The organism is Dactylosporangium sp. NPDC051087 (assembly GCF_055586325.1).
This window is the reverse complement of the sequence record NZ_JBVJIJ010000058.1, coordinates 16,210-38,321: the sequence shown is the minus strand read 5'-3', so window position 1 is coordinate 38,321 and position 22,112 is coordinate 16,210. Positions and strand designations below refer to the sequence as shown.

The 22,112-nt window shown below is 70.2% G+C and carries 23 protein-coding genes and 1 pseudogene; 10 read left to right on the top strand and 14 right to left on the bottom strand.

Annotation, left to right across the window (positions count from 1 at the left end; genetic code table 11):
* The 6 genes from ACZ6TV_RS53440 to ACZ6TV_RS53415 all read right to left on the bottom strand — a co-directional run.
* A partial coding sequence (locus ACZ6TV_RS53440; RefSeq protein ID WP_465309142.1) for a phosphoketolase family protein occupies positions 1-149 on the bottom strand: 149 nt, incomplete at its 3' end.
* 157 nt (positions 150-306) lie between these two features.
* Positions 307-1,320 (bottom strand): Acg family FMN-binding oxidoreductase, encoded by a 1,014-nt coding sequence (locus ACZ6TV_RS53435; RefSeq protein WP_465309132.1) that lies wholly within the window; start codon positions 1,318-1,320, stop codon positions 307-309.
* Positions 1,321-1,322: 2 nt separating this feature from the next.
* The gene (locus tag ACZ6TV_RS53430; RefSeq protein ID WP_465309130.1) at positions 1,323-2,012 is read right to left on the bottom strand and encodes a hypothetical protein; all 690 of its coding nucleotides are present in this window, start codon (positions 2,010-2,012) and stop codon (positions 1,323-1,325) included.
* Positions 2,009-4,645, bottom strand: coding sequence for a bifunctional acetaldehyde-CoA/alcohol dehydrogenase (gene adhE / locus ACZ6TV_RS53425; RefSeq protein ID WP_465309140.1), 2,637 nt, complete (start codon positions 4,643-4,645; stop codon positions 2,009-2,011). The genes ACZ6TV_RS53430 and adhE overlap by 4 nt, the downstream gene beginning before the upstream one ends.
* A gap of 45 nt (positions 4,646-4,690) precedes the next feature.
* Positions 4,691-5,647 (bottom strand): universal stress protein, encoded by a 957-nt coding sequence (locus tag ACZ6TV_RS53420; RefSeq protein ID WP_465309128.1) that lies wholly within the window; start codon positions 5,645-5,647, stop codon positions 4,691-4,693.
* 25 nt (positions 5,648-5,672) lie between these two features.
* Entirely contained in the window at positions 5,673-6,359 is a 687-nt protein-coding gene (locus tag ACZ6TV_RS53415; RefSeq protein ID WP_465309126.1) for a CBS domain-containing protein, read from the bottom strand.
* A 536-nt stretch (positions 6,360-6,895) separates the two neighbouring features.
* On the opposite strand from ACZ6TV_RS53415, the gene ACZ6TV_RS53410 reads away from it, so the two are divergent.
* Both ACZ6TV_RS53410 and ACZ6TV_RS53405 read left to right on the top strand, forming a co-directional pair.
* Positions 6,896-7,120 (top strand): hypothetical protein, encoded by a 225-nt coding sequence (locus ACZ6TV_RS53410; protein WP_465309124.1) that lies wholly within the window; start codon positions 6,896-6,898, stop codon positions 7,118-7,120.
* Positions 7,121-7,174: 54 nt separating this feature from the next.
* Complete coding sequence (locus ACZ6TV_RS53405; RefSeq protein ID WP_465309138.1) at positions 7,175-7,261, top strand: hypothetical protein; 87 nt, start codon at positions 7,175-7,177, stop codon at positions 7,259-7,261.
* 567 nt (positions 7,262-7,828) lie between these two features.
* Here ACZ6TV_RS53405 and ACZ6TV_RS53400 read toward each other — a convergent pair.
* Both ACZ6TV_RS53400 and ACZ6TV_RS53395 read right to left on the bottom strand, forming a co-directional pair.
* Positions 7,829-8,794, bottom strand: a complete 966-nt coding sequence (locus ACZ6TV_RS53400; RefSeq protein ID WP_465309122.1) for an Acg family FMN-binding oxidoreductase — start codon at positions 8,792-8,794, stop codon at positions 7,829-7,831.
* Positions 8,795-8,925: 131 nt separating this feature from the next.
* Positions 8,926-9,468: a hypothetical protein gene (locus ACZ6TV_RS53395; RefSeq protein WP_465309120.1), complete on the bottom strand. Its 543-nt coding sequence runs from the start codon at positions 9,466-9,468 to the stop codon at positions 8,926-8,928.
* Between the two features lie 207 nt (positions 9,469-9,675).
* Here ACZ6TV_RS53395 and ACZ6TV_RS53390 point away from each other — a divergent pair, with 207 nt between their 5' ends.
* The 6 genes from ACZ6TV_RS53390 to ACZ6TV_RS53365 all read left to right on the top strand — a co-directional run bounded on the left by ACZ6TV_RS53390 (position 9,676) and on the right by ACZ6TV_RS53365 (position 13,840).
* Complete coding sequence (locus tag ACZ6TV_RS53390; protein ID WP_465309118.1) at positions 9,676-10,518, top strand: MerR family transcriptional regulator; 843 nt, start codon at positions 9,676-9,678, stop codon at positions 10,516-10,518.
* Positions 10,511-11,461, top strand: a complete 951-nt coding sequence (locus tag ACZ6TV_RS53385; protein ID WP_465309116.1) for an ABC transporter ATP-binding protein — start codon at positions 10,511-10,513, stop codon at positions 11,459-11,461. The genes ACZ6TV_RS53390 and ACZ6TV_RS53385 overlap by 8 nt, the downstream gene beginning before the upstream one ends.
* Positions 11,458-12,099, top strand: coding sequence for a hypothetical protein (locus ACZ6TV_RS53380; RefSeq protein ID WP_465309114.1), 642 nt, complete (start codon positions 11,458-11,460; stop codon positions 12,097-12,099). The genes ACZ6TV_RS53385 and ACZ6TV_RS53380 overlap by 4 nt, the downstream gene beginning before the upstream one ends.
* Before the next feature lie 71 nt (positions 12,100-12,170).
* Positions 12,171-13,040 (top strand): hypothetical protein, encoded by an 870-nt coding sequence (locus ACZ6TV_RS53375; RefSeq protein WP_465309112.1) that lies wholly within the window; start codon positions 12,171-12,173, stop codon positions 13,038-13,040.
* Between the two features lie 86 nt (positions 13,041-13,126).
* Positions 13,127-13,507, top strand: a complete 381-nt coding sequence (locus ACZ6TV_RS53370) for a hypothetical protein (protein ID WP_465309110.1) — start codon at positions 13,127-13,129, stop codon at positions 13,505-13,507.
* Positions 13,508-13,510: 3 nt separating this feature from the next.
* Complete coding sequence (locus ACZ6TV_RS53365; RefSeq protein ID WP_465309108.1) at positions 13,511-13,840, top strand: hypothetical protein; 330 nt, start codon at positions 13,511-13,513, stop codon at positions 13,838-13,840.
* 486 nt (positions 13,841-14,326) lie between these two features.
* Here ACZ6TV_RS53365 and ACZ6TV_RS53360 read toward each other — a convergent pair.
* Positions 14,327-14,629: pseudogene (locus ACZ6TV_RS53360) on the bottom strand (MEDS domain-containing protein); the annotation flags it as partial.
* Positions 14,630-15,025: 396 nt separating this feature from the next.
* Here ACZ6TV_RS53360 and ACZ6TV_RS53355 point away from each other — a divergent pair.
* Positions 15,026-15,670 carry a Crp/Fnr family transcriptional regulator gene (locus ACZ6TV_RS53355; RefSeq protein ID WP_465309106.1) on the top strand — a complete coding sequence of 215 codons (645 nt, stop codon included), beginning with the start codon at positions 15,026-15,028 and terminating at the stop codon, positions 15,668-15,670.
* A 106-nt stretch (positions 15,671-15,776) separates the two neighbouring features.
* On the opposite strand, the gene ACZ6TV_RS53350 is transcribed toward ACZ6TV_RS53355, so the two are convergent.
* From ACZ6TV_RS53350 to ACZ6TV_RS53330, 5 genes are all read right to left on the bottom strand, one after another.
* Positions 15,777-16,091, bottom strand: coding sequence for an HPF/RaiA family ribosome-associated protein (locus tag ACZ6TV_RS53350; RefSeq protein ID WP_465309104.1), 315 nt, complete (start codon positions 16,089-16,091; stop codon positions 15,777-15,779).
* Between the two features lie 435 nt (positions 16,092-16,526).
* Positions 16,527-17,426 (bottom strand): universal stress protein, encoded by a 900-nt coding sequence (locus ACZ6TV_RS53345; protein WP_465309102.1) that lies wholly within the window; start codon positions 17,424-17,426, stop codon positions 16,527-16,529.
* A 102-nt stretch (positions 17,427-17,528) separates the two neighbouring features.
* Complete coding sequence (locus tag ACZ6TV_RS53340; RefSeq protein WP_465309100.1) at positions 17,529-18,041, bottom strand: hypothetical protein; 513 nt, start codon at positions 18,039-18,041, stop codon at positions 17,529-17,531.
* Positions 18,042-18,053: 12 nt separating this feature from the next.
* The gene (ppdK, locus tag ACZ6TV_RS53335) at positions 18,054-20,723 is read right to left on the bottom strand and encodes a pyruvate, phosphate dikinase (RefSeq protein WP_465309098.1); all 2,670 of its coding nucleotides are present in this window, start codon (positions 20,721-20,723) and stop codon (positions 18,054-18,056) included.
* Complete coding sequence (locus tag ACZ6TV_RS53330) at positions 20,704-21,183, bottom strand: hypothetical protein (RefSeq protein WP_465309096.1); 480 nt, start codon at positions 21,181-21,183, stop codon at positions 20,704-20,706. The genes ppdK and ACZ6TV_RS53330 overlap by 20 nt, the downstream gene beginning before the upstream one ends.
* Positions 21,184-21,365: 182 nt before the next feature.
* Between ACZ6TV_RS53330 and ACZ6TV_RS53325 the strand changes: the two genes are divergently transcribed.
* Complete coding sequence (locus tag ACZ6TV_RS53325; RefSeq protein WP_465309094.1) at positions 21,366-22,076, top strand: CBS domain-containing protein; 711 nt, start codon at positions 21,366-21,368, stop codon at positions 22,074-22,076.
* The last annotated feature ends 36 nt before the right edge of the window (positions 22,077-22,112 follow it).

Here is a 22,112-nt window from a genome sequence, read left to right as displayed (position 1 = left end):
GGCTTGATGTCCTGCGGCGTGAGCGGGCGGCGAAGCAGCGGATTGCCCTGCAGGTAGATCTGGCCGACGGTGAGGTAGTTGTTCGCCCGCCACCAGGCGTCCAGTTGGGCGACGTCGTCGTCGCTGGGGTGGCCGAGCGTGTGGGTCAGGTTCTCGTCGATGGTGGGGTCCGCGACAGTGGTCACCGGACGTCCTCTCTGCGATATGCGTGTTCTGGCTGTGGTCGTTAGTCAGCAGTCATCCCGGGCATACCAGCCCGAGATTACGCCGCCGTCAGGTGCCGTGCAGCCCGGACGCGCGAGAGAATCACAGCTGCCCCGGCAGCCCGATCGTGTCGGTGCCGGAGCGCCGGATGGAGGCCGGGACCGGTGTTGCGTCACCGACGGGGAACCCGATCCGCATCGCGATGGCCGGGTGGACGACACCGCCGAGGAGCCGGCGCAGCGCGATCCGCACGGGTTGCACCTCGACGACCTCGCTGATCGGGGAGGCGGCCAGACCGTGGGCGGTGAGCGTGAGCCAAACATCGGACAGCGCCAGACCGGCGGCGATCCAGTCGGCGGGTTCTTCGCTGTCGACGGCGAAGATGACGTAGACGGTGCCGTGGTCGGTGCCGGTGCCGGGTTCCAGCGCGGCCGGCCGGGCGAGGCTGAAGTCCCGCGGCGCGATGGTGCGCTGCGTGGGTGCCACGGTGCTGCGCGGCGACACGCCGTCGCGGTCGTCCCGGCCACGGGTTGTCCAGGTCACCAGGTCGTCACGGAACCGGGTGTCGCCGTGTTCTACGTCGCCGGCATGCGCGACCGCGGTGGCGAACGCGGTCAGCTGGTCCGGACAGACGACGTGGAGGTGGACTCGGTGGCGTTCGGCGGCGGTGCGGAGGCTGTCAAGGATCGCATTCCCCGGCCGGATGCCGCTGAACGGGCGACGGTCGGTGCGCCGCTGGTAGATGGCCCGGTACAGCAGGTCGTCGGCCGCGCAGGGGGCGCCCTGCCGGATCCATGCGATCAGGTCCGGGCGCTGCGGGTCGGGCAGGCGGGTGATGTTGGCGGCGAAACCCGCGGCGAGCAGGGAGACCGTGGCATGGTGTAGGGCGGTGCCGCAGGACAGCAGCAGCAGCCGGCCGTCCGGGTCGAGGCCGTCCAGCTGCCGGGACCGGTCGGCCCACAGCTCCGCGTAGCTGCCGGACAACCGCCACCGCCACGGCTGTGTGTTGAGGATCGAGGGGGCGCGCAGCGCGGCGATGGACGCCTCAGCGACCTGGTCGATCTCGGCTCGCAGATTCTGGGACATGGCGACCTCCTCCTGCAGCAGTGGCTCCACGTTCACGATCGTCCGCGCCGGATGTCGGCGGCAGGGTCGGTGGTCACATCCCGTGCGGGACGGATGTCCCGTTCCGGTTCGAGGTGTGCGGTGAGCCGGGCGGCGGCAAGGCCGGTGAGCGCGGCGGCGGTGGCGGCCATCAGGGCTCCGCAGCCGACACCGATGACCGTGATCAGCCACCATGGCTGGCCGGGTTGCCACAGCGGCATCGCGGTCAACAGGAAGACCGCCAGAGCCGCCGTCCACGCACCGGCGGTCGTCGCGATCCACACCGGCCGGTCGACCCCGGCCCGGCGCAGGACCAGCCACTGTGCAGTGCCGATGCTGCCCAGCAGCACCGTCGCCGCCACCAGCCCGGCAGCGATCAGCACCGGTATCGGCAGGCCGGTCAGCCGCTCGCCGAGTGTGCCGGGCAGCATCCCGACGGAGTACGCGAGGATCGCCGCAGCGCCGGTCGCGGTCCAGTACCTGCGTACCGCGAGCCTGGGCAGCTGGGAACGCCACACGGCCGCCTGCGCATAGCCGAGGAGGCTGCCTTCGACGAACCCGGCGGCGAGGACCGCCGGGTAGGTGATGCCGTCCGGCCACCGGGCTGTCGCGGCGGTGGCGCCGACGGTCGCCGGGACGACGAACCCGGCGAGTTCCCCGACGGTCGTCACCGCCGTCCAGCGCCGCCACCATGCCCGGTTCATGACCGGGTGGTGCCGTAGTAGGCGGTCCGCATGATCTCTCGGAGGTCTTCCAGCATCGGCATCCGCGGGTTCGCCGGGGCGCACTGGTCCAGGTAGGCGTTCATCGCCTGCTGCGGCAGCGCGTCCAGGAACGTGTGCTCGTCAACACCGGCGGCTTGGAACGATGCCTCGATGCCCACCTCGGCGCGCAACCGCTCCACGGCGGCGGCGTAGGACTCGACGCCCTCATCGGGCGTGCGGGCCGGCAGGCCGAGCGCGGCAGCGATCTGCTGGAACCGCTCAGGGGCGACGTACCGCTCGTACTTCGGCCAGGCGGTCAGCTTCGCCGGAACCTGTCCGTTGTGCCGGATGACGTGCGGCAGCAGGATCGCGTTGGTGCGCCCGTGCGCTATGTGGAAGGTGGCGCCGAGGGTGTGCGCGAGGGCGTGGACCATACCGAGGAACGCGTTGCCGAATGCCATGCCGGCGATGGTGCCGGCGTTGTGCATCTTCTCCCGGGCGACCGGGTCGGTGCTGCCGTGGTGCACGGCCGCCGGCAGGTGTTCGAAGATGAGTTTGATGGCGTGCAGGGCGAGGCCGTCGGTGTAGTCGTTGGCGTACACGGACACGAAGGCTTCGGTGGCGTGGGTGAGGGCGTCGAAGCCGCTGTCGGCGGTGACGTTCGGCGGCAGGTCGGCGGTCAGGACCGGGTCGACGATCGCGACGCTCGGGGTGAGCGCGTAGTCCGCGAGCGGATACTTCATGCCGGACTTGGTGTCGGTGATGACGGCGAACGGCGTGATCTCCGCGCCGGTGCCGGACGTGGTCGGAACGCACACGAGGCGGGCCAACCGGCCCAGGGTCGGAAACGTGAACGCCCGTTTGCGGATGTCGAAGAACTTCTCCCGCATGTCGGTGAACTCGACGCCGGGGTGCTCGTACAGCAGCCACATCACCTTCGCCGCGTCCATCGGCGACCCGCCACCGAGGGCGATGATCGTATCCGGGCGGAACGATCGCATGAGCTCGGCGCCGCGTTCGACGTTCGCCATCGTCGGCTCCGGTTCGACGCTGTCGAGGATCTGCACGGTGACGGGGTTGGCGTTGCCGCGCAGGACACCGCGGATGCGGTCGACGTAGCCGAGCCTGGTCATGGTCGGGTCGGTGACGATCGTGACCCGGTGGACGTCGAGCATGTCGGAGAGGTATCGGATAGCGTTGGGCTCGAAGTAGATCTTCGGCGGGATCTTGAACCATTGCAGGTTGTTGGTGCGCTGCCCGATGCGTTTGATGTTGAGCAGGTCGACCGCGGACACGTTGCCGGACACGGAGTTGCGGCCGTAGCTGCCGCAGCCCAGCGTCAGTGAGGGCAGGAACGCGTTGTAGACGTCGCCGATGCCGCCCTGCGACGACGGGGAGTTCCAGATGATCCGGACCGCCTTGACCCGCTTGCCGTAGGCCTCCGCGGTCGCGGCGTCGGCGGTGTGGATGACGGCGCTGTGCCCGAGGCCGTCGAGCTCGACCATCTCCTCGGCGCGCCGGAATCCTTCCTCGCACGAGCCGACTCGCAGCAGGGCCAGGACCGGGCACAGCTTCTCCCGGGTCAGCGGCTCGTCGGGGCCGACGCCGCCGACCGGGGCCAGGATGACTGACGTCGCCGCGGGCACTTCGAACCCGGCACCGGCCGCGATCCACGCCGCGCTGCGGCCCACGACGTCCGGGTTGAGCTTGGCGCCGGCGCAGTTGCTGCCGGCCGCGACGCCGAAGATGAACTTCTCCAGCAGCTCCTTCTCGTGCGGGGTCGCGACGTGCGCGTGCAGCCGCTCGAACTGGGCGAGGGCCTGCTCGGCGATCGTCTCGTCGAGGATGACGGCCTGCTCGGAGGCGCAGATCATGCCGTTGTCGAAGGTCTTGGACACCACCACGTCGTGCACGGCGCGGACCACGTCGGCGCTGCGGTCGATGTACGCGGGGACGTTGCCGGGCCCGACGCCCAGCGCGGGTTTCCCGGCGGAGTACGCGGCGCGGACCATCCCACCGCCGCCGGTGGCAAGGATGACCGCCACGCCGGGGTGCCGCATGAGCTCCTGCGTCGCCTCGATGGACGGCGCCTCGATCCACTGGATGCAGTCGCGGGGCGCGCCGGCGGCGACCGCGGCGTCGCGCACTACGCGCGCGGCCTCGGCGCTGCACCGCTGCGCGGCCGGGTGGAACGCGAACACGACCGGGTTGCGGGTCTTCAACGCGATCAGCGCCTTGAACACCGTCGTGGACGTCGGGTTGGTAACGGGCGTGACGGCACACACGACGCCGACTGGCTCGGCGATCTCCACGATGCCGTTGATCTCGTCGCGGGACACGACCCCGACAGTGCGCAGCCCTGCCAGGCTGTGCGCGATGTGCTCGGAGGCGAACACGTTCTTGACGGCCTTGTCCTCGAACACGCCGCGGCCGGTCTCCTCGATCGCCAGTTCGGCAAGGTGCCCGTGCTGGCTGAGCGCCGCGACGGAGGCCTTCTTCACGATGTGATCGATCCGCTCCTGGTCGAGTGCGGCATAGCCGTCCAGAGCCCGCAGCGCCCTGGTCACCAACCGGTCAACCGCCGGTGCTGCACCTTCGACGGACACGTCCAGTTGCTCGGCGAGCGCCGTCATCACGTCACGTCCTTCCCGTGGAGCGGGCCGCGCCGGCCCGCGTCTTCATCCTTCGGCGGTAAGCACATCGATCCCAGTGCCCGAGGTCCCGCCCAGGGGCGACCAAGGTCCCGTCTCGTGCGAGGAGCGCACGACGGCCACTGGGCACACGGCGTTGCGCACCAGCGTGTCCGGCACGGCCGCGGTCCGCGGGAGCCTGGCGCGGTCCTGGGCACCCACGACGAGCAGCGCAGCACCGGCTGCGGCGTCGAGCAGCCGGGCGGTCGGGTCGATGCCCTGCAGCACGTCCAGCGCGACCGGGACGTCGGCGAACACGGTCCGCCACCCGCCGATGGCGTGGCTGAGCCCCAGCCGGGCCTCGGCGTCGTCGCAGGGTTCGCCGCTGTACGGCCTGACACAGCAGATCCGCATGCTGGTTCCGCGGCGCTGGGCCGCGTTGAAGGCGTACGCGATCGCCGCCGCGGACGGCACGGACGTGTCGAGTCCCAGCACGACGGGACCGATGTCGTCGCCGGCCTGCAGGTCCACGGCCGGGCCGGTTCCAGCACCAGTCGCGGTCTCTGACCCGGTCACGATCACCGGACCGGACGCGTACGTCATCACGTGCGTCGCGACCGCACCGACGTGGACCCGTCGGAACCCGCCGCCTGCAGGCGGCCGGCCGTGGCCGTGCCGTCCCAGCACGACCATGTCCGCAGACCGGGACGCGCGCACCAGCGCGGCGCCTGGGGCACGCTGCGCGAGCACCGTCTGCACGTCGACGCCGGGCGCCGCCCGCACCAGCTCGGCACGTGCTGTGTCCAGCAGCCGGTGCGCCTCAGCCTGGGCGTCGGCGGTCAGGTCAGGCGGGAACAGCACCGCGTAAGCGACCCTGTCCAGCAGCGAGTGCATGACGCGGATGACCCCGTGGCCCGACGTGGCCTCCGCCACGGCGAAACGGGCAGCGGCCCACGAGTCCGCGGAACCGTCGAAACCCACGACGATCCGGGTGTGCGATGCCATGCCGGCCTCCTCCGGGCTGGACGCCTCAGGCATCGAAGGTGTGGCTGAGGTGGGTCTTCGTGTCGTCGAAGCCCCACCACAGGTCGTCGTCAGTGACGCCGACGACACCGTCGAGGCGGCGGACCAAGCGCGCGACGATCTCGGCGCTGCTGCGGCGGTCGATCTTCCCGGCCAGGGTCACGTGTCCGGCCGTGACCGTCACGCCGACCTCGATCGGGTCGATCCACATGATGCCGCGCAGCACCGACTCGATGACGTCGTCGCGGATCGCGGTGTCCTCCCGCAGGTACCGACGCAGCAGATCCCGCCTGGAGACGATGCCCACGAGGCTCCCGGCCTCGTCGAGCACAGGCAGCCGCTTGACGTCGCGCTGCTCCATGAGCCGCGCGGCATCGGTGAGCGTCGCCGTCTCGAGGACCGTGACCGCCGGGGCCGTCATCAGCGCCTCGGCGTGCTCACCGGCCGCCTTATCCTTGGCCTGGCGGGTGCGGCGGCGTTCGAAGAGCCCGGCGTGCACGTCGGCGCCGTCGAACTCGACCTTGTGCAGTAGATCCGCCTCAGAGACCACACCGAGCACGTGCCGGCCAGCCACGACCGGGACGGCGCTGACACCGAACGCGATCAGCAGATCGACGATCTGCTTGTACCCGAGATCGGGCGCGACAGTGACCACAGCGGTGCTCATCACATCCCGTACCAGCAGCGAACTCATCGATCTACTCCCTTCCAAGGAATGTTGCCTTTCCCCACCCTGACCCGGCGCCGGTCGCGACACACGGGCCGAAAGTCCCGTGCGGCACCGCCCGCCGACCCTGCTTCCATGTCGACGCTGCAAACCGATCCACGTGCGTACCACGCGAACCGTCACCGAAGCGGCGTTCCCCCCGTTTCTTGGCGCGCTACCACGCACTCCGCGGGCCGTCGCGATCGGCAACTACGCCCCCCGCGACGCCGTCGCCGCGGAGTTCCGGCTGTTCATGCTCAACGCAGAAGATCGTCGACCGCGCAGCGCACCCGGCCAACCACGACGCGGCGCGGGCCGCAGACCGGACGTTCAGGCTGCCGCGGCGTTGAGGGCGGCCCACATCGGCCCACATCGGCCGATCCGGATGCCTCTGCCTTCACCGTGGAGGCCGGTTGACGCTGATGCCGAGAGCCGGACACAGGAGGAGACAATGGACGGGACCAGGATCGTCGTCGGATTCGACGGCCCCGACGAGTCGCGCCGAGCGGTGGACGGGGGCGCCGATGAGGCGGGAGCGAACCGGCGCGCCGCTACAGATCGTGCACGCCTACCAGCTCGGCTGGCCGACGGTCACCCTCTATCGTCCGACCGCCGACGAGGCCGCCGAGCTGCGAGGCCGCGCCGAGGAGATCGCGGCCGGTGTCGCCGCGGTGGTCCGCGCCCGGGGCACCAGCATCGATGCCACCGTCACCGTGGTGCACACCCCGGCTGGCGACGACTCTGCTTGACCTCGGCCACAACGGCGCCAGGATGATCGTCGTCGGTAACGCGGTGCGGGTGGCATCGCGAACCTGCTCCTGGGCTCCGTCAGCCAACAGGTCGCCACGCACGCCCGCGTGCCGGTCGCCGTGTCCGCGGCCGGACCGTGACCGGCGGCGGACCGGACATCGTCAGGGTCGACAGCTCACCCGCGACCGTCGCCGCGCTCACCCTGACGGGTCTGCTGGCGCAGGAGCCGTGGTGTGTAACAGCGTCTGACTGGTCCGCAATGACGAGAACTTGTAGGCGGTGCGGGTCCTATCGGGACGTTCGGCGAAACCCTGCGCCGATCGCCGACGCGGCGGCCAGCCCTGGTGGCGTGACCGCGGCCGCCGGTGGACTGGCGGTTGAACGGCGACGCCGAAGATGTCTCTGTCGTGGTTGACGCCACGGGCTCGGACGGTCAGCGCGGATCGGTTGCACGAACGGCGGCGCGCTGCGGGCAACGGCCGAGGTTCCAGCGTGACGCTGGTTGGGGTGAGGACCAGTCCCGCGCCATTACGCGGCGAACCTCATTACGCGATCAATGAACGGCGTCGCGCGATGTACGAGCACAGGGAGGTTGACCGAGCCGCTGAGGACGTCGCCGAGGCCGACACCGCATCGAGGATGCCGGTATGGACTCCGTACCGACCGATGTGGCCGACTGGCCGTCGGTCGACGGGACTGTCGTGCTGTTACCGCACGACGGTACGCGTGTTCGAGCGTCGCGTCGTTGCCGGTGGTGACGGCAGCCCTGCCACTGGAGTTCCGACCCGCAGCGCGAGGGCGGGGTGTGTGCCGTCGCCGAGCAGCTGGCGCAGAGCCTTCCGGGTGGTGGGGACCTCGATCACGTCGCTGATCGGGGAAGCGGCGAGACCGCGGGCGGTCAGCGTCAGCCAGATCGCCGAGGTCGCCGCGCCGGCGTTGATCCAGTCGTGTGGTGTGTCGGTATCGGTGTGCAGGATGGCGTAGACGGTTCCCCGATCGGTACCGGTACCCGCGGCCAGCTGGGGCGTCACGGCGAGGTCCCGCACGGCGATGCGGTGCTGCGCGGCCGCGGTGACGCTGGACGCGGCCACCCCGTCGCAGGCGGACTCGGCACGTCTGGTCCATTCCCGTACGTCCTCGCTGTATCGCAGGTCTACGCGCTCGATCCCGCCGGCGAATGCGACCACCGCTGTGAAGCGGGGGAGCTCGTCTTCGGTGAGGATGTGCAGGCGTGTCGCGTACGGTTGTGCGGCGTCGGTGAGGGCGTCGAGATCGGCTTCGGTGGGCCGCTGGTCACCGAACGGTCGGCGGTCAGTCCGTCGTCGGCCGATCGCCGCGTACAGTGTCGCGTCGGCGGGAATGCGGTGGCTGAGCTGCAGGCGTGCGACGAGATCGGGTTCGGCCGGGTCGGGCAGGTGTGTCACGACGGCGGCGTGGCCGGCGGCGTGCAGGGCGGTGACGGCGTGGTGCAGGGCGACGCCGCAGCTGAGCAGGAGCAGTTCGCCGGTGGGGTCCAGTGCGGTGAGCTGCCGGGTCCGGTCGGCGCGCAGTTCGGCGCGGTTGTCTGTCAGGTGCCAGCGCCACGGCTGCGAGTTGAGCAATGACGGTGCGCGCAGCGCGGCGGCCGCTGCCTGAGTGAGCGGTTCGTTCCCGGCGATGGGCAACGTGGTCATGCCGCTCTCCTTCTCAGCGGTGTGCGACGCGATGGTTGGTGTTGTCCCGGTGAGGGTGCGGCCGTGCGCTGTGCGCTCCGGCAACCCGGCTCGCGGCGGCCCGGCCGGGCCGCCGCGGATCAATCGTGGATCTACAGTTGGGCGGTGTCGGGGGTGCGCCGCAGGTGCCGGAAGCCCAGCGCGGTCAGGACGAGCATGATCAGGGCCAGGACGATGACGGTGTACCCGGCCCACATGGCGACCTGGGACACGAACCACCAGCCGTAGGCGTTGAGCAGCGTGGCGCGCAGCATCTCACCGCGGAAGAGGGTCTGGACCTTGCCGGCTAGGGCGGTGTCGGAGGGGTTGGCCCGCGACTCTTCGCTGGTCTCGCTGTAGGTCTTGCCGTTGTTGACCTTCTCCAGGTGGGTGCCGATGTAGTCGGCGTACGCCTTGGCCTGGGCGCCGTTCTCGACCTTCTCGCCGGCGTGGTCGAGGATGTTCTGGTTGGTGATGCCTTCCTGCTTCAGCGCTGCCGCGGCCGGGAAGCTGATGTTCTGCGGGCGGAGGTTGTCTGTGACGTTGCTGTTGGCGAAGTTCGCGCCGACGAGGACAAGCACGCCGACGAGCAGCAGCGCGATGGCCGCCACGGCGCCGGCGGAGCTGACAAGTAGGTCGAACGTCTTGCGTCGCATGGTCCTGTTCCCCTCTTGATGATCTGACACGTCGAGTTTCGGCCACCGCGGGGCGGTGCAGCAGAGGCGAAAGTCCCGCCTGCGATGGGCCGAGCGAGCCGGCCGCGGACGGGATCGTACGGCGCCGGGCGGGGCGGTGACGTGACCGCGATCAGCGTCAAGGATCACCCTTGACTGTGACGTAACGTCACAGCTGACACTGGCGGCGTGCGAGTCAAGGAGATCGCTGATCTGACCGGTGCCACCGTCCGCGCGATCCGGTATTACCACCAGATCGGTCTGCTGCCGGTGCCCGCCGTCCGCGATGGTTGCCGCCACTACGACCTGACGCACGTGGCGCGGCTGACCCGGATCCGGTGGCTGGCCCAGGCCGGGGTACCGCTGTCCCGCATCGCCGGTATCCTCGCCGCGCCGGAGCGTTCCGGCGGGACGGGCCGGGCGGCAGCGGCCGGCGCTGCTGACCGGACGGCGGCGCTGACGGACCTGCGGGCCACCGTCGTCGCGCTGGAGGAACAGTTGGAACAGTTGCGGGCCCAGCGTAACCGGGTCCGACAGCTGATGGCGTCGGTCGAGCAGGGCGAACACCTGTCGCCGATGCCGGCGGCGATGGCCCGGTTCTACGACGACCTGGAACGCCGGGCGGGTGACGAACAGGTCCGGCGGGTGATCCGCCGGGAACGGGACTTCATGGAGGTCGCGTTGTACCGCGGGGACATGCCGCCGGAGGCGGCGGTGCTGTACGAACGCTTCACAGACGCCAGCCGCGCCGAGAGCCTTTCCGTGTTCGGTCAGATCGCCGCACGGTCCGACGCCGCCGGGCGCATGAGCCGCGAGGAGATGCGCCGGATCGCGGCGGCGGTCGTCGACCGGATCAGTGGCCACCTCGGCGCGGACCTGCCGCGGGTATTCGGGTCGCTGGACCTGGACGTCGTGCGCCGAGCCGCGGACCTGTACGTCCGGTTGGCGGAGCCTGCCGACCGCCCACTCGACCGGACCATCGCCGATGCGCTCGTGACCGCGATCGAAAAAATGGGGGATGATCATGGGTGACAGTCACGTCGTGGACGTGCAGGGCCTGGTGAAACGGTTCGGCGGGTTCACCGCCGTCGACGGTCTCGACCTGCGCGTACGGACCGGGGAGGTGCACGCGTTCCTCGGCCCGAACGGGGCCGGGAAGTCCACCACGATCCGTGTCCTCCTCGGCCTCTACCAGGCCACCGCCGGGCAGGTGCGGGTCGTCGGCCTGGACCCGAGGCAGCGGGCCGCTGAGGTCACCCGACGGATTTCTTACGTGCCGGGTGAGGTGAACCTGTGGCCGAACTTGACCGGGCAGCAGGTCCTGAACGCGTTGGCGGGCCTACGCGGCGCTCGTGACGTCGCCGCCGAGCGACGGTTGATCGCCGACTTCGCGCTCGACCCGCGTAAACAGGTCCGCGCCTACTCCAAGGGCAACCGGCAGAAGGTCATCCTCATCGCGGCGTTCGCCGCCCCCACCGAACTGCTGATCCTGGACGAGCCGACGTCCGGGCTGGACCCGCTGATGGAGGAGCTGTTCCAGCGCTGCGTCCGCGACGCCGTAGCCGCCGGACGCACCGTCCTGCTGTCCAGCCACATCCTCGCTGAGGCCGAAGCGCTGTGCGAGTCGGTGACCATCATCAAGGACGGCCGGCTGGTGGAATCCGGGCGTCTCACCGACATGCGGCACCTCGCCGCCTCCAAGATCACCGCACGAATCACCACCGAGCAGGCCGACCCGGTCACCGATGCGCTGCGACGGTTCGGGGTGACACCAGCGGCACCGGACCCGCACATACAGGATGTTCCCGCAGCGACCGCACCTCCTGGCGGGACGGGTCTGCGGCTCAACGTGCCACGTCAGCAGGTCCCGGCAATTCTCGGCCTGCTGGCCAGCGTCGAGGCACAGGACATCACCTGCACCCCGGCGAACCTGGAGGACCTGTTCCTGCGGCACTACGAGGTGGCGGCGCGATGACCCTGCTGGGGCTCCTCGCCCGCCGGTACCGGTTGATGCTCGGTGCGTGGCTGCTGTTGCTGATCGGGATGACCGCCGGGACGGTGTCGGCGTACCAGTCGACGTACCAGACCGACCAGCAGCGGCAGGTGGCCACCGCGTTGGCGCAGCACAACGCCGCCACCACACTGATGTACGGCAACCTCGCCGACCCGGGGACGCCGGCGCTCATGTTCACGTGGGAGATCGGCGCGTTCGCCACGATCCTCGCGGCGATCATGGCGGTCATCGTCGCGGTCGCCGTCACCCGCACCGCGGAGGACGACGGCACCCTGGAGCTGCTGCGTTCGTGCGGGATCGACCCGCGCACACCGCTGCGGACCGCGTGGCTGCTGCTGACCGTCGTCGCCGGCGTCCTGACCGTCGGCTGCACGATCGCGGTCGGCGCCGCGACGGGCCGCGTCGACAGCGTGACCTGGCGCGGCGCCGCGGTGTTCAGCGGCGTCATGGGCCTGACCTTCCTGCTGTTCGCCGCGCTGACCCTGCTCGCCGCGCAGGTCGTGCCGTCCGGTACCGGCGCACGGGTGCTGGGGTTCGCGGCGGTCGGTGCCGCGTTCGGGATCCGTGCATTCGCCGAACCCAGCACGTCGGCTGGCTGAACTGGGGCACCCCGCTGGGGCTGCGGGCGACCACCCATCCGTTCCTGCAGGACCGCTGGTGGGTCCTCGCCGTGAACCTGGGTGAGGTCGTCGCCTTGGCCGGCCTCGTGCAGGTCCTGGCGGACCGGCGGGAGTACCGCGCCGGGCTGCTCCGCCGCCGCGGCAGCCGCGACGCCCGCCTGCACGTCAGGTCGACCATCGGGTTCCTGGCGCGGCTGGAGCGCCGGTCGGTGCTCACCTGGACCATCGCGACGGCCGGGATCGGGACACTGTTCTCCGCGATGGGCTCCGGGGTGGTCCAGCAGAGCCAGGACGACGACCTCGGCGGGTTCTTGGCCGCGCAGCTCGGCACCGGCGACCCGGCCGCCGCGTACTTCGCCTACACCGGCACGACCGTCGGGCTCATCGTGTCCGCCTTCGCGGTGCTGTCAGTGTCCAGAAGTCGCCACGACGAGCAGGCCGGCCTGACCGACCACATCCTCGCCGTCGGTGTGCGCCGCTGGGTGCCGCTGGCCGGGCAACTCGCGGTGACCGCCGGCGCCAGCCTTGCCATCCTCACCGTCACCGGCGCCGGCAGCGCGCTCGTCGCGCCCACGGTCATCGACGGCCCGCACGTCGCTGCACGGGCCTTCACCTACATCGTGGGGCAGTGGCCGGCCACGATGGTCCTGGCCGGCTGCGCCGCGGTCCTTGCCGGGCGGTGGCCACGCTGGACCAGCGCGGCGTGGCTTCCACTCGTCGCCGGTGGCGGACTCGCCCTGCTCGGTGACCTCCTCGGCGTCCCTGCCCGGGTTCGCGACGCTGGCATGTTCCAGCACGTGCCCGACATCGCCGGGCCGCACCCGAACCCGCAGAGCCTGCTCGTCCTACTCGCCGTCGGCGCCGCCGCCACGCTGCTCGGCGTCACCGGCACGACCCGCCGTGACGTCCCGGCCGGCTGACCCGCCGGCGGTCGACCACGATCGTTGGCTTGCCGCCGCATTCGGACGATGGAAGGCTGCGGGAGCCTGCGCGACAGGAGATCAGCGTGCACGTACCGGCGCCGCACCCCGAGGAACATCGGGCGCAAGACCGTGCTCCCGGCCCAGCGCGGCCGTTCATTCTGGGCGGCATCACCGCCATGACCAGCGGTGGTCTTGTCCTGCTCAAGGCGGTCCTCGACCTGCTCGTAGGAGAACCACCACCCGCCGATCCGCAGCTGCGGCTGTGGCTGCAATCCCACCAGGAGCTGCTGACATGGACCAACGAATCGCTGGTGGTCGTCGCCGCGCTGCTCATTCCTGTGGTACCCGCGCTCTACCGTCTCGACGGACCCGGCAGGCCCTGGATCGGGTTCGGCTGCGGCATGCTCGCCGCAGCCATATCGGTCACCCTCACGCTCGGCATCGTGCACGGGCGGCTGATGTAACCGGTGTACGGCATCGACCTCGACAACCATGCCACCACCGCGCTCATCGTCTCCCTCTACTACGGCGGCGCACACGAGGCCACTCTGCTGATCAGCGGCGCCCTCATCATGCTGGCCATCGCGGCGCCTCGACACACCCTGGGCTGGGGTGCAGCGGCCGCCGGGACAGGAGCGGGGATATGTCAGATCGCCGGGGCCTTCCCGTGGCTCACCGGCCCTCTGATCGCTGCCTGCACGCAGGCAACGTTCGCGGCATGGCTCACGTACCTCGGTGTGCTCCTGCTCCGGTCGCCCCCGTACCGGCGCAGCGCCGACCTCCAGATGAACGCCTGACCGCGGAAGCAAACTCCGCGTCTGGCGGCAACAGCACGGTCCGTGCGGGGGCACCGCCGCTGGCCGTGAACATCAACAGCCGGGCCACGTATGCACTGCCCCTCAACCGAGTGGACACCCCACCGAGCTGCCCCGCACGTGGCCGCACAGACCCTTAGCCAGCTGGCCGGCAACGACGATCCTGACCCGCCTACGCAGCACGCTCCGACCAGCCAGTGGCCGCTGGACCGGCGATGCGTGGCCTCCCGTCACCGGCACCTTGCCCTGGCTCGACTGCTGCTACTGGTTGGTCAGGACGGTGGGGCATCCGTTGACGTCGCCGTGAGTTGTGGGTTGTCGCGATTGCCAGAGCAGCCTCCGGGCCGTCGCGCCTTCGACGCAGCAGAGCCGGCTAACGCCGACGGTGAGGCGTGGTCCAGTTCTTGGATAGGTCTGGGATGCTGGTCTGCGCCGCCGTGCGGTTGGCAGGTTGCTGTCGCCGCTCGGTCACGGCCGCGGCCCGGGATGTCGCCGAATCCGCAGGGGAGGCACGTCCTGGTCAGCGACGCCGGGTTGCGTCGATGCGGTGTGCGCCATACCGACGGCGCATAGCTGCGGATGGTTGAACCGGCGGGTGTCGTACTGACAGACAATGCCCGCGAAGCCGTCGACGAGGATGCGGTTGAGCGTGAACTCATAGCCCACAAGCGTCTCGACGCCGGGGCCGTCCGCAGCGGCCAACGTTTGATCGATGATGGCGAGCAGCGCGGGGTGCCCTGCAGCCTGCGCTGCCTGACATTGAGACCGCCAACGACGGCGGCGGCGGCAGGATCGAACGAACCTCCGGCGAGGGCGACGGCATCGTTGATGACGGCCCGACCGGTGCCCTGCGCCGAGACCACATCCACCCGCCTGCTTCCAGCGCGGTCACCAGACGGCCCCGGCTGCAGGTCGACCGGTTGGTAGACGACCTTCCGCTGCGTGTCGATTGCCGCCCGGGCAAGCGCTACGGCATGGCGAGCCAGTCGTCGGCGCTGTCGAACATCCAATAGATGCGATCACCGGCACCGGCACGACCAAGGCGTGCACTTCCACCTGGGGTATCCCCCATTTCAAGCCGCGTCCAGGTGCTCCGGCAGGCAAGGTTGCGGTTACGCCACGCGGCCCGGACTGTCCACAAGAGTGCAGCATGGTGCCCTGCTGCGGATGACGAGAACCGTCCGACGGCGCGTTGCGGTCGCCGTGTTCGTGCTGCCGATCGGCGCCGGGCAGGGGTCTTTCGACTCTGCATCGTATCCCCGGTCCGTCGATATCGTCGGGCGAACCGCCATCTCGCACCGGCGGGCACCGCAGAGGAGATTTGTGATGACTCTTGCCCTGCTGGCCGGCCAGCCGTTCTTCGCCGGGCTGCATGAGCACCAGCTGCGCCGCATCGAGCTTTGCTCGCAACGCTCGATGTTCCACGCCGGCAACAGACTGTTTCGGGAGGGTGAGCCCGCCGACAGGTTCTGGGTCATCGTCGATGGTGCTGTGCACCTGGATTTCCAGGTGCCGAACCACGGTGACGTCGTCATCGACGCGCTCGGCGCCGGTTCGGTGCTCGGCTGGTCGTGGCTGCTTGCACCGCATCGCTGGCACTTCGGGGCGGTGGCCGTGCAGACCACGATGACGGTCGAGCTGGACGCAGCCGCCGTACGCCACCTGTGTGACCTCGATCCGGCTCTGGGCTACACGCTGGCCACCCGGTCCAGTCTGGTCCTGCTGGACCGTCTGCAGGCAACCCGGCAGCGGCTGGTGCAGGTGTTGACCGCAACTGACGTGGCGGCCATGCAGCCTGAGCCAGGGTCCTGACCGTGCCGCCATGGCCGTCGGGGAGGACGTCGGCCATGGCGGCACGGTATGTCCTGAGCCGTGCGTGGCTGCCAGCCCTACAGAGCTTCTGCCACGATCGGTTGCGTCATCGGTCGGTGTGCTGATGGCCGAGGCGGGCCTGCAGCCGGTCCCGCAGCAGGTCGACCGCCTCGTGCGGTGTGTCGGCGGAGGCCTCGGCGTGCAGCACGCGGCCGTTGACGTCGATCTCGGCGCGGGCGGTGACCGGACGGGTCGCCGCCGGGTTGGCGGTGCGGTCGATCCGGACCCGGGCGTACAAGACGGGCTGTGCCGTGTGTCCCAGCACCGCAGTGACCTTCTCCCAGGCGTAGCGCTGCAGTTCGGTCTCCATGCCGTGCTGGAGCTGCACCTGGACTTCGACCTCGTCATGCGTGCGGGACATCATCGGTCCTTTCCCCCGGTACACCTGCGGTGCAGGCGTACAGATCAACTGCTTGAGAACATTTGACCGTGTCACCTTGGGCAGCGGCCAGGGCCTTGCGTCCCGTCCGGCGGGACCGAATCCCGGAGGTGCTGCCGGCCGGGTCGTGCCGCCGGCTGCGCAGCGCGCTCAGAACCTGCGGCCCGGCGACGTAGCCGACGCCACCTGGCATCTCCTGGCCTCCGTGCCGGTATCCACACGCGTGTCAGTACAGCGGGCCCAGCCGGCAGCGCCGGGCTGGGCCCGCCGCGGCCGCCCTGTCGTGCGACATGGACGGTGAGCCGACGCCTGGCGGCGTTGATGGCTACCGCCACTCGGTCGCCCCTGGGTGGTGGCCCGGCCGGACACGGATTGCCGTCACCGCCCGTTGAGGGCACACGCTTGGTGCGTGGGCCATCAACGCTCATCCGGGCCGGGCTGCTGCTCAGCCGGCTTCGGCTGGTGCGCGATCAGGATTGGGCACTCCGCGTGGTGCATCAGCTGCTGACCGACGGAGCCCAGGAGCAGGCCAGCGAAGCCGCCGTGGCCGCGGCTGCCGACCACGATGAGTTGGGCGGTGTGGGAAACGCCGATGAGTACCTGGGCGGGCCAGCCGACGGCCACGAGCGTCTCCACCTTGATGCCCGGATACTGCTGCCGCCACGGCGTGAGGGACGCCTCTAGCGCTTTGCGTTCGATCGTCTCTGCGGCGTGCAGCGGGACCATGCGTTGCGGTGGCGGTTGGTAGGCGCGGATGGCGACGACCTCGGTGCCGCGGGCGGCGGCGGCTGTGAACGCCAGCCCCAACGCCGTCTCCGATGAGGCAGAGCCGTCGACGCCGACGACGACCGGCCCGTCCGTTGCGGCCCAGCGGCCTCGGACGACGACGACCGGCGCGGTGGCGTGGGTCGCGACCTGCTGGCTCACGGAGCCCAGCAGCAGGTTGCTGATGCCACCGGCACCGCGGTTGCCGACGACGAGCAGACCGGTGGTCGTGTCAGGGGCTTTCGTGGTGTCGACGAGGTCGAGCAGCGTCGCGGCGGGCGTCGCGTACACGGAAGTGCCGATGACGTCGACTCCGGGCCTGCGCTCGCGGACCTGCGCGACGGCCTCTGCGATGAGCTGTTCGCCGCGGCGCTGAGCCTCTTCGATCAGTTCGGCGGAGACGTCGTAGAACGCGCCGGGCCAGGTGATCTGGTAGGTGTGCACGATCTGCAGTTGGGTGTGGGTCCGTTCCGCTTCGGCGGCGGCCCACTGCACCGCCGCGTGCGCTTCGCCGGATCCGTCGAATCCAACGACGATCCGTGTGGTGTTCATGAGGTCCTCCTCAGCTGTCTGTTACTGCGTGTGTGGGTGTTTCGGCGGTCGTCGGGGCTGCTACGGCGCGGGGCTGTTGAGGGGTCGTGAAGGTGCGGGAACCTAGGTTTCGGCGTTGGCTGTCAGCTGGAGCGTCGTGGCGATGGTGTGCGCCCAGCCGCACACTTCTGCGGGGTCCGGTTCGAGGCCGCGGAGTGTCCACGGTGCGGCCGGCGCGGTGACGGCCAGGAACGACCGATGGTCCAGCGCGCAGAGCGCGTCTTCGACGGTGCTGAGGTCGATCGGCGGTTGTGGTGTCAGGGCGGTGCCGGCGGGGCTGTTGGAGAAGAGCCAGACGGGGAGGCGACGCAGGTGGTGCTGCTGCGTTGTCGCGAACCGCACCGCGTGCCGCCGCCAGCGCCCGGTGAGCGCGGTGCTGCCGAGGATCACCGCGTCGAACCCGGCGGTACTGTCGACGCTGGCGGCGCTGCCGTCCTGGCCAGTGTCGTTGCGACCGTTGCTGCCGATCGGTCGCAAGACGCTGTGGAGTCCGTGCAGCAGCAGGGTGTCGCTGATCAGGCGGGCGGTGTCGGCGGACGCGCCGTCGTCGTCGGCGTAGGTGACCAGAACACGCATGGTCGTACCCTTTCAGCGGGTGTCGGAGCCGGTGGCGGCAACTGCCGACCGGCCGGCTTCGAGGCGGGCGACGGGCACCCGGAACGGTGAGCAGGACACGTAGTCGAGGCCGGCGTCGTGGAAGAAGTGGATCGACTGCGGGTCGCCGCCGTGTTCGCCGCAGACGCCGATGTGCAGATCCGGTCGGGTGCGGCGACCTTCGTCCACGGCGATGCGGACGAGCCGGCCGACGCCGTCGCGGTCGATCGACTCGAACGGTGACACGCCGAAGATGCCGAGCTCCAGGTAGCGGGTGAAGAAGGCACCTTCGACGTCGTCGCGGGAGAAGCCCCATCCCATCTGGGTCAGGTCGTTGGTGCCGAAGGAGAAGAAGTCCGCAGCCCGGGCGATCTCCCCGGCGGTCAGCGCAGCCCGCGGTACCTCGATCATGGTGCCGATCCGGGCGTCGACGCCGAGCGGGCCCAGCAGCCGCAGCGCCTCCTCGCGGACGGCCTCGAGCTCCTGGACCGCGCCGACGAGCGGTACCATGATCTCGGGCAGGACGGTGACGCCACGTTCCCGGCAGGCGATGGTGGCCTCGGCAACAGCCCGGATCTGCATCGCGAACAGCCCCGGCACGACCAGACCGAGCCGGACACCACGCAGGCCGAGCATCGGGTTCTCCTCATGCATCCGCTGGACCGCGTCCAGCAGCGCACGGTCGTGACCGTCGGGTTCACCGCGGGACTCGGCGAGGGCGACCTTCACCGCGAGGTCGTCCAACGGCGGTAGAAACTCATGCAGCGGCGGGTCGATCAGCCGGATGGTCACCGGCAACCCGCTCATTGCCTCGAACAGCTGCACGAAGTCGGCCCGTTGCAACGGCAGCAGGTCCGCCAGGGCGGCGTCGCGGTCCTCGTCAGTGCCGGCGAGGATGAGCCGTTCGACCAGCGGGCGTCGCTCGCCGAGGAACATGTGTTCGGTGCGGCACAGGCCGATGCCCTGCGCGCCGAACCGGCGGGCGCGGGAGGCGTCGCCGGCGGTATCGGCGTTGGCGCGTACCGCGAGCCGGCGCACCTTGTCGGCGTGGCTGAGGATCCGGTCGACGGCGGCGACCAGCGGATCGGCGCCGGGCGACAGCGCGCCCTCGAAGTACCGCACGACCGGCGACGGCTGCACCGGCACAGCACCGGCGTACACATGCCCGCTGGTCCCGTCGATGGACACGACGTCACCTTCCCGAACGAAGCGCCCACCGGCGGTGAAGCGCCGACCCTCGACGTCGACATCGATGCCGTCGGCGCCGCACACGCACGTCTTGCCCATGCCGCGGGCGACGACCGCGGCGTGGGAAGTCTTCCCGCCACGGCTGGTCAGGATCCCCTGAGCGGCGATCATGCCGGGCAGGTCGTCGGGGTTCGTCTCGCGCCGCACCAGAATCACTGCCGTACCGTCCGCGGCGACCTGGGCCGCCCGGCGGGCGTCGAAGACGACGGCGCCGACGGCAGCGCCAGGGGATGCGGCCATGCCCGCCGCGATCCGCTCCGGCCGGCTGGACAGGTCGAAGGTGGGGAACATCAGCCGGGCTAGCTGCGCGCCGGTCACCCGGGGCAGGGCCTCGTCGGCGTCGATGACGCCGTCGTCGAGCAGCTGCGCGGCGATGACGAACGCCGCCGCCGCGGTGCGTTTGCCGACCCGGGTCTGCAGCATCCACAGCTTGCCGCGTTCGATCGTGAACTCGATGTCGCACAGGTCCCGGTAGTGCTCCTCCAGCTTCGCCATGATGCCCATGAGTTCGTCGTAGGAGCGCCGGTCGAGCCGGGCGAGGTCCTGCAGCGGCACGGTGTTGCGGATGCCCGCGACGACGTCCTCGCCCTGCGCGTTGGCGAGGTAGTCGCCGTAGACACCCGGCGCGCCGGTCGCGGGGTCGCGGGTGAACGCCACGCCGGTGCCGGAGTCCTGGCCGAGGTTGCCGAAGACCATGACGACGATGTTGACGGCGGTGCCGAGGTCGGCCGGGATGTGCTCCTGCCGGCGGTACAGCACGGCGCGTTCGGTGTCCCATGAGCTGAACACCGCGTGGATCGACTGGTCGAGCTGTTCTCGCGGGTCCTGCGGGAAGGGCCGCCCGGTATGCGCGGTGAAGATGCTCTTGAAGGTGGCGACGAGCGCCCGTAGGTCCTCGGCGTCCAGGCCGAGATCGTCAGTGGTGCCCTTGGCCGCCTTGGCCGCGTCGAGGGCTTGGTCGAAGTGTTCGCCGGGAATGTCGCAGACGGTCCGGCCGAACATCTGGATCAGCCGCCGGTAGGAGTCCCAGGCGAAGCGGGCGTTGCCGCCGGTCTGCTCGGCGAGCCCGGCGACGGTCGTATCGCTCAGCCCGACGTTGAGGATCGTCTCCATCATGCCGGGCATGGAGTACTTCGCGCCGGAGCGCACCGAGACCAGCAGCGGGTCGGTGGGATCACCGAGCCGGCGGCCGGCCTGCCACTCGAGGCGCTCCAGGTGCAGGGTGATCTCCTCGGTCAGACCGAACGGTTCGTCGCCGGTACACAGGTACGCGCGGCACGCGTCGGTCGTGACGGTGAACCCGGGCGGCACCGGCAGCCCGAGATTGGCCATCTCGGCGAGGTTGCCGCCCTTGCCGCCGAGGAGGTCCTTGAGCTCCTTGCTGCCCTCGGCGAAGTCATACACGTACTTGGTCACGGCAGGCCTCCTTCAGCGCGGTGCGGGTCGCCGGCGCCGCCTGGCACTGGCGGGTGGTGACGGTGCCCAGGACGCAGTCGAGGTCGTCCACGACGTGCGCGACGCCGGCTTCCGTTGCGCTGAGCGTTTGCAGTGCCCGCGTCACCGGCCACGTCCCGGGCACCGAGGTGGCCGCGGTCATGAGGTCGGCAGCCACCTGGTCCTGCCGGTTCCGGCGCCGGCGATGCCGAGGGGTGCCGGCCACCCGAGGACCACCGGACTGGTCGAACAGGTGAGGATGCTCGGCGACGTCGACCGCCCCGAGGAGTCGGCCGAAGTCGTCGACCACGGCGATCACCGTGACCGCGGCGGCCGTGGCCGCCCAATGGTCCTCGATGCGGTCGACGAGTTGCTGCGGGCCGGCGCGTTCGCCGATGGTGAGCGCACCACCGGTCATCCTGGTCGCCACGGTCGCCGCCACGGCTCACCTCCAAGGTTCCAACCTCGAACCTATGCACGGATTCCGGCTGCTGGCAGGGCCGATGGACCCGCTTGCCAGGGGCCGGTCCGAAGGTCCTCCGGCGAGGTGCCGTTGTGCCCTACGGCGTGCGTCTGACCGCGTCCTACGGTCGGCACAGGACACAGTGACGGAACTATCGCAGCGTGAGGAGGCAGGTCATGGCCCGCTGGAACGTCGCCGATGTGATGACGATCGGCGCGGTATCGGTGCAGGAGGACACGCCGTTCAAGGAGATCGTTGACCTTCTGGAGGCGCACGAGATCAACGCGGTCCCGGTGGTCGACGGGTTCGACCGGGTCGTCGGTGTCGTGTCGTCGGCGGACCTGGTGCCGAAGATCGAGTTCGCCGGCGTCGATGACCGTCTACGGGTGCTCGAGGCCAGGCACACCCGCCAGGCACGCGGCAAGGCGCACGCGACCGCCGCGGGCGAGCTAATGAACGCTCCGGCCATCACGGTCATCAGCACGACGTCCCTCGTCGCGGCCGCCCGGATCATGGAGACGGAAACCCTCAAGCGGCTCCCGGTCGTCGACGACGCCGGTCGGCTCATCGGCATGGTGACCCGCAGGGATCTGCTGAAGGTGTTTCTGCGCAACGATGCCGAGATCCGGCGGGAAATCCTGGCCGAGGCCCTCGACGGACTCGTCGACGTGGACCCGTCCCAGCTGCGGGTCGAGGTCGACGACGGCGTCGTGACCCTGCTGGGCGAGGTCGACCGTGGCTCCCTGGTCCCTTCGCTGGTCCGGCAGATCGAGCGCGTCGACGGTGTCGTCGACGTCGTCAGCCACCTGTCGTTCGACATCGATGACAGTGGTGAACAGCAAAAGGGCTTCCAGGCGCCGGTGATGTTCTGACCCCCGCCCGGCACGAGCAGGGCGGATGGCCGAGCG